This window comes from uncultured Campylobacter sp., from assembly GCF_937997405.1.
GTDB lineage: Bacteria > Campylobacterota > Campylobacteria > Campylobacterales > Campylobacteraceae > Campylobacter_B.
Genome location: NZ_CALKTL010000059.1, coordinates 1 through 6,114 on the forward strand (window position 1 = coordinate 1; position 6,114 = coordinate 6,114).

At 47.2% G+C, this 6,114-nt stretch carries 4 protein-coding genes and 1 pseudogene; 3 read left to right on the forward strand and 2 right to left on the reverse strand.

All coding sequences use genetic code 11. The annotated features are described in order from the left end of the window. Window positions 1–270 precede the first annotated feature (270 nt). Both Q0372_RS02955 and Q0372_RS02960 read right to left on the reverse strand, forming a co-directional pair. Window positions 271–1,041: an ATP-binding cassette domain-containing protein gene (locus Q0372_RS02955; RefSeq protein WP_298102355.1), complete on the reverse strand. Its 771-nt coding sequence runs from the start codon at window positions 1,039–1,041 to the stop codon at window positions 271–273. Continuing rightward, entirely contained in the window at window positions 1,038–2,141 is a 1,104-nt protein-coding gene (locus tag Q0372_RS02960; RefSeq protein ID WP_298102358.1) for an ABC transporter permease, read from the reverse strand. Before Q0372_RS02960 ends, Q0372_RS02955 begins: the two co-directional genes overlap by 4 nt. Window positions 2,142–2,221: 80 nt before the next feature. Here Q0372_RS02960 and murJ point away from each other — a divergent pair, with 80 nt between their 5' ends. The 3 genes and pseudogenes from murJ to Q0372_RS02975 all read left to right on the forward strand — a co-directional run. After that, window positions 2,222–3,619, forward strand: a complete 1,398-nt coding sequence (gene murJ / locus Q0372_RS02965) for a murein biosynthesis integral membrane protein MurJ (protein WP_298102360.1) — start codon at window positions 2,222–2,224, stop codon at window positions 3,617–3,619. Beyond that, complete coding sequence (cysS, locus tag Q0372_RS02970) at window positions 3,606–5,036, forward strand: cysteine--tRNA ligase (RefSeq protein WP_298102363.1); 1,431 nt, start codon at window positions 3,606–3,608, stop codon at window positions 5,034–5,036. The genes murJ and cysS overlap by 14 nt, the downstream gene beginning before the upstream one ends. An 809-nt stretch (window positions 5,037–5,845) precedes the next feature. Further along, window positions 5,846–6,114 (forward strand): annotated as a pseudogene (locus Q0372_RS02975) (ABC transporter ATP-binding protein); the annotation flags it as partial.

Below are 6,114 nucleotides of genomic sequence, written 5' to 3' on the forward strand. Positions count from 1 at the left end.
ATTTGCGGGATAGCGCATTTAAATTTTAAAATTTAAATGCGCTATCCCGCAAATGCGCCCTTAAATACGACCCGCCTAAATTTTAAAATTTCGATTGAACCACTAAGGTCTAAATTTTAAAATTTAAGCCCTGCGGAGCCCGGAATTCCTCGCTAGGTTTAAAATTTAAAATTTTCCCGCCGTTATTTTAAAATTTCAGCTTGCACCTATCTAAATTTCACCCGATTTTACCCGCCGCGAGCTGTATTTCGGCTCGGTAAATTTCAAAGCTCAATCCCTTTGTCGCATCTTAAATAGCTCTTCAAGCGGGTTATTCTCCAGGCTTGAAATTTCCTCGATGCTTCCTTCAAAAGCAATTTTTTGATTATCCACAATCAAAAACCGATCCAAAATGTCAAAGATACTATCCACATCGTGCGTCACCATCACGACCGTGACACCGAGGCTGTCTCTAAGCTCGCAAACGAGCCTATCAAGGGCTCTGGCGCTGAGCGGATCAAGCCCCGAGTTTGGCTCGTCCAAAAATAAAATTTCAGGGCTAAGTGCTAGCGCGCGAGCCAGTGCTACGCGCTTTTTCATACCGCCGCTAAGCTCGTTTGGGCTAAGCGCGGCAGCCTCTTTTTTAAGTCCCACCTTTTGGATCCAAAACATCGATAGCTCATCTATCTCGCGCTCGCTAAATTTAGAGTATTCGCGCAACAGCACGCCTACGTTTTCGAGCACGCTCATCGAGCTGTAAAGCGCGCCGAACTGAAACATTACACCGCATTTTAGGCGGATCTCGTTTTGTTCCGCCTCGTTCGCGCGCCAAATATCGCGCCCGAAAATTTTAATCTCGCCGCTTTGCGGACGTTTTAAAAATATGAGGGTTTTCATTAACGTCGTTTTGCCACTACCGCTGCCACCTAAAAAGCCGTAAATTTCGCCCTTTTTGACGCTAAAACTCACGCAATCGTGCATAACGCGCGATCCGTACGCGGTAGTAACATCGCGCGCGACTATGATTTTAGCGCTTTCGCTGGATTGTACTTGCTCGCTCATAGCCCGATTTCCGAAAACAGAACCGCGAATACCGCGTCGATCGCGATAACCCAAAATATCGCGTTTACGACGCTAATGGTGGTGTATTCGCCGATGCTTTGGGTATTTCCTTTGACCTCAAAACCCCGCATGCAGCCGATGATAGCAATGAATGCCCCGAAAAATGGCGCTTTAATTATACCTACTAAAAAATGCCTAAGCTCTACAGAAGCCTTAAATCTATCCAAATAATCGCTAAAGGCTATATCTAAATACGCATCACACACGATCATCTGAGCAAAAATACTTACCGAATCTGCAATAAAAATGACTAGCGGCATGATTAGTACCATCGCGATAATGCGCGGCATCGCAAGAAAATAAAACGGATCAAAGCCCATCGTCCTCATCGCATCGATCTCTTCGGTGATCTTCATCACGCCGATCTGCGCCGTAAAGCTCGAAGCCGAGCGGCCTGCGATAACGATAGCGGCGATTAGAGGCGCTACCTCACGAAGCGTCAAAGCACCCATTATATCGATGATATAGATGCTGGCGCCAAATTTAGAAAGCATATCCGAGCCTATGTAAGCAAGCACGATACCAATTAAAAATGCTGTCAATGAGACTATGAAAAGCGCGTCTATGCCGCTATCTTTGATGAAATTTACGGTTTCTTTGAAGCGGAATTTCATCGGATGAATTACAAAAGCCGTAAGTTTGGAGAAAAACTCGCCCAAAAAGCTTGCAAGGCTTAGCAAGCCTAAAATTCCAAGATGACAATAAAGTCCGATCTGTGCTAAAAAATTTAGCCTGCGAGATTCGGGCACGTAGCTAAAATCGATCGTTTTATCATCCATAAAGCTTAGAATTTTGGCGGCTTTACTGCTATCCTCCACAAGGCTAACCCGCTTGCCAGCAAGGGCGTTTTTGATCATCAACGCCATGAAATAGTCTAAATTTGAAATTTCGCTTAAGCTTAGCTCCAGCTCGTTTAAATTTTTTACCGCTTTTTTTAGTGCAAGCAGCTGGGAGTGCGAGCTTTTGTAGTTCCACTGCCCGCGTAGCGATAAGGTATTTTTCCCGCCCGAGCTTTCGAGCGAAAAGGCTAAATTCCGCAAAAATTTCTCTCCAAAATCAAAAAATAGGGGAAATTATAATATAATCAACCTTGGCATTTTATAAAATTTAATGGAGATTTATGCTCAGAGGCTTTTTTACAAATAGCGTAGGCACGCTGGTTTCGCGGGTTTTGGGTTTCGTGCGCGACCTGCTTACCGCATCGGTTTTGGGCGCGGGGATTTACAGCGATCTGTTTTTCGTAGCGTTTAAACTGCCCAATCTTTTCCGCAGACTCTTCGGCGAGGGAGCCTTTACGCAGGCGTTTTTGCCAAGCTTTACCGCCGCGCACAAAAAAGGAATTTTTGCCGCAGCGGTGCTTATTAAATTTAGTATTTTCATCGCGCTTTTAACGGCGCTCGTACTGCTTGCCGCGCCCGTTTTTACTAAAGTTTTGGCATACGGATTTAGCGCCGAGCAGATCGGTCTTGCGGTGCCGTACGTGCGGATAAATTTTTTCTACCTTACATTTATCTTTGTCGTTACGCTCTTTGCCTCGCTGCTTCAGTATCGCGACCACTTCGCTACGACGGCGTTTTCGACCGCGCTTTTAAATTTGGCGATGATCGCGGCGCTTCTGCTAGCTCGCGGTAAGGACGGCGCCACGGCGGTGCTTTATCTTAGCTTCGGCGTCGTAGCGGGCGGGCTTTTACAGCTTGCGGTGCACGTTTATGCGCTGAAGTTCACCGGAATGTTGCGCGTCTTAACGGGCGGCTTTGCGCGGCTTGCGCGGGGTGATAAACCGCAGACGCAGGGCTTTTATAAAAATTTTTTCGCAGGCGTGCTCGGTGCGTCGGCACTTCAGCTAAGCTCGTTTATAGATACCTTCTTTGCGAGCTTCCTTGCTAGCGGCAGTATCAGCTATCTATACTACGCCAACCGCATATTTCAGCTGCCGCTCGCGCTTTTTGCGATCGCGCTTAGCACAGCGATCTTTCCGCGCATGAGCAAATTCGTAAAAGCTCACGATGACGCGCAGGCTCTGGCGCTTGTCGAGCGCGGATTTTACTTCCTTTTGGCGCTGCTCGGACTCTCTGCGATAGGCGGCGTGATGCTGCGAAACGAGATCACGCAGCTGCTATTTGAGCGCGGAGAATTTACCCGTCAAAATTCCATCGAATGCGCCGCGGTTCTTGGCGCATATATGGTGGGGCTCGTGCCGTTCGGGCTGTCTAGGATTTTTTCGCACTGGCTGTATGCGAATATGAAACAGAAGCTAAGCGCGAAAATTTCGATCTGGTGCGTCTTTATAAACATCGCTTTGTGTGCGCTGTTTTTTAAACCCTTCGGAGCCGTGGGACTTGCGTTTGCAAGCACGATAACGGGAGCGTTTCTGCTCGGCTTTAATCTCTATTTTTTTGGATTTAATAACTTTTTGGCTATAATCCGCGCAAAAAAAATTATTGCGATCGCGGCGCTTTGTGCGGGCGAAGCGGCGATTTTATACATTTTAAAAGGCTTGTATTATGGTAATTTATGATAGTTTGAGCAAAAAAAAGCTCCCATTTAAGCCCATTAGCGAGGGGGTGGCGCGCATTTACGCCTGCGGTCCGACCGTCTATGACGACGCGCATCTAGGCCATGCAAAAAGTGCCGTGAGCTTTGATTTGCTGCGCCGCGTATTGCAAGCGGAGGGCTATGAGGTAAAATTTGCGCGAAATTTCACCGATATCGACGATAAAATTTTAAAAAAGATGGAGCAGAGCGGCAAAAGCCTGGAGGAGATCACGGAGCTTTATACCCGCAGATATTTGCAGGATATGAGCGCGCTAAACGTCGCGGACGCGAGCATTTCGCCCAAGGCGACCGAAAATATCGCCGCGATCTGCGAGCTCATATCCTCGCTTCTTCAAAAAGGCTTTGCCTACGAGATCGCAGGTGACGGCATCTACTTCGACACGCGCAAGGACGGGGATTATCTAAGCCTTAGCGGCAAAAAAAAGGGCGCCGGCAAAAACATCGCTCGCGTCGCCTCAAACGATGCCAAGCACGACGAAAAGGACTTCGTGCTGTGGAAATTTGACGAGAATTGGTTTGATAGCCCGTTTGGCAAAGGGCGCCCGGGCTGGCACAGCGAGTGCGTAGCGATGATTTTAGCGCACCTTGATAGCGGCGATCCGCAATTTTGCATCGACATTCACGCAGGCGGCGCCGATCTGCTCTTCCCGCATCACGAAAACGAAGCCGCGCAGTGCCGCTGCGCCCGCCATAGAGCGCTAAGCAAATACTGGCTTCACAACGGCTTCGTGCAGGTAAATAACGAAAAGATGAGCAAGAGCCTCGGCAACTCCTTTTTTGTACGAGACGCTCTAAAAATCGCCCCGGGCGAGGCGTTGAGATTTTATCTCTTAAGCTCGCATTACAGGGCAAATTTTAATTATTCGGTGACCGATCTGCTTGCGAGCAAAAAGAGGCTAGATAAAATTTACCGCCTTAAAAAGCGCGTGCGTGACGTTTTAACTCCCACTGCGGGACAAAATTCTACGCCTGAGTTGCCTGCTGCGGAGGCTAAATTTAGATCGGAGATGATGGAGTTTTTAAGCGACGATCTTAACACCTCAGGCGCGCTTGCGGTGCTTGATAGCTTCGTAGCAAGCGCGAACGAAGCGCTAGATCGCGCGCCAAAAGATAAGGCGCTAAAAGCCCGTATCGCTGCGAATTTAGAATTTGCGAAGCAGACGCTTGGAATTTTATATGAGGATGAGACCGAATACTTTCGCTTCGGCGTGAGCGAGCAGCAAAGAGCACAGATCGAGGAGCTGATAAAACAGCGCGCACAGGCGAAAGCGGAAAAGAATTTTGCGGGCGCGGATGCCATCAGAGCGCGCCTTGCTGATATGAAGATCGAAGTGATGGATACGCCTAGCGGCACCGTTTGGGAGGTCGCAGCGGAGTAGAACGTAAAATTTAGCGTAAAATTTTACGTTAAATTTTACGATTTTTACGATATGAAGCGTAAATCCGAACGCTAATCCGCGCGTAAATTTTAGTGCGATTTTTATCGGCAACTGGCGATGCATAGTTGAATGCGGCACGGTGAAAGTAGCACTGCGGCAGCCTGTGCGTAAATTTTAACGCGACTAGGTGCAGTGGAACATGCTGTGGTGACGTGCAAATTTTGGCGCGATTTTTATTCGGCGATATTCGTGGGTGCACACAGCAACGAAAGTCACGATTTCATTCGGTGATGTTGCTGATATAGTGGCGAATGCGCAAGGCAGGTCGCGATTTTATAGTTAGTGCGGTGGTGCAAAAGAGCAATGCAGCGCGACGATGCGAAGTCGCGATAAACGCGATGTTATATTATGATACGGTATTTGTGAGCGCTTTATGGCGCCTCAAAGCATTTAACGCTTATAGCGTGCGAAAGTGTTTAGAAATCGCGATGAATAAAAACTCGCTCGCTTTAAGCGCTTAACGTTTTAAAAGCGGCAAATAAAAAAAGCTAAATTTCGGCATCGTTCGCGCGGTCGCCGCATGCGAGTGAGTTGATTTAGTGAGCTTGCGAAGCGCAAATTAGTCCCGCGCCGCCCCATAAATTTTGTGTTGCCTCGCGGTCGAAATTCTAAAATTTAAGGAATTTTGGAATTATAAATTTTAAAATTTCAAGAATTTCGGAGTTGGAAATTCTTAAATTTCAAGAATTTTGAAATTTCATAAATTTTTGGATTTTAAATTTTAAAAATTTTATAAAAAAGGATAGCATTTGAACGGCTTTAAAACTTTACTATCGCGCTTTAAGCCCTATTTTAGGGATTATAAACCGCAGTTTGCATTGGCGATTTTGGGTATGGTGATGACGAGCGTGGCGACTGCTGCGAGCGCGAAGCTGGTCGAGCCCGTTTTAAATAAAATTTTCGTCGAGAAAAACGAGCCGTACCTCTATACGCTTCCGATCGCGATCATCGTGGTTTTCGCGATGAAAAGCGGCGGCGCATTTATGCAAAACTACTTTACCGCCTTCATCGGTCAAGA

Excerpts from the sequence above, each read along its gene's own strand:
- Q0372_RS02955 (WP_298102355.1), bottom strand. The coding sequence starts at position 1,041 with ATGAGCGAGCAAGTACAATCCAGCGAAAGCGCTAAAATCATAGTCGCG.
- murJ (WP_298102360.1), top strand. The coding sequence starts at position 2,222 with ATGCTCAGAGGCTTTTTTACAAATAGCGTAGGCACGCTGGTTTCGCGG.
- cysS (WP_298102363.1), top strand. The coding sequence starts at position 3,606 with ATGGTAATTTATGATAGTTTGAGCAAAAAAAAGCTCCCATTTAAGCCC.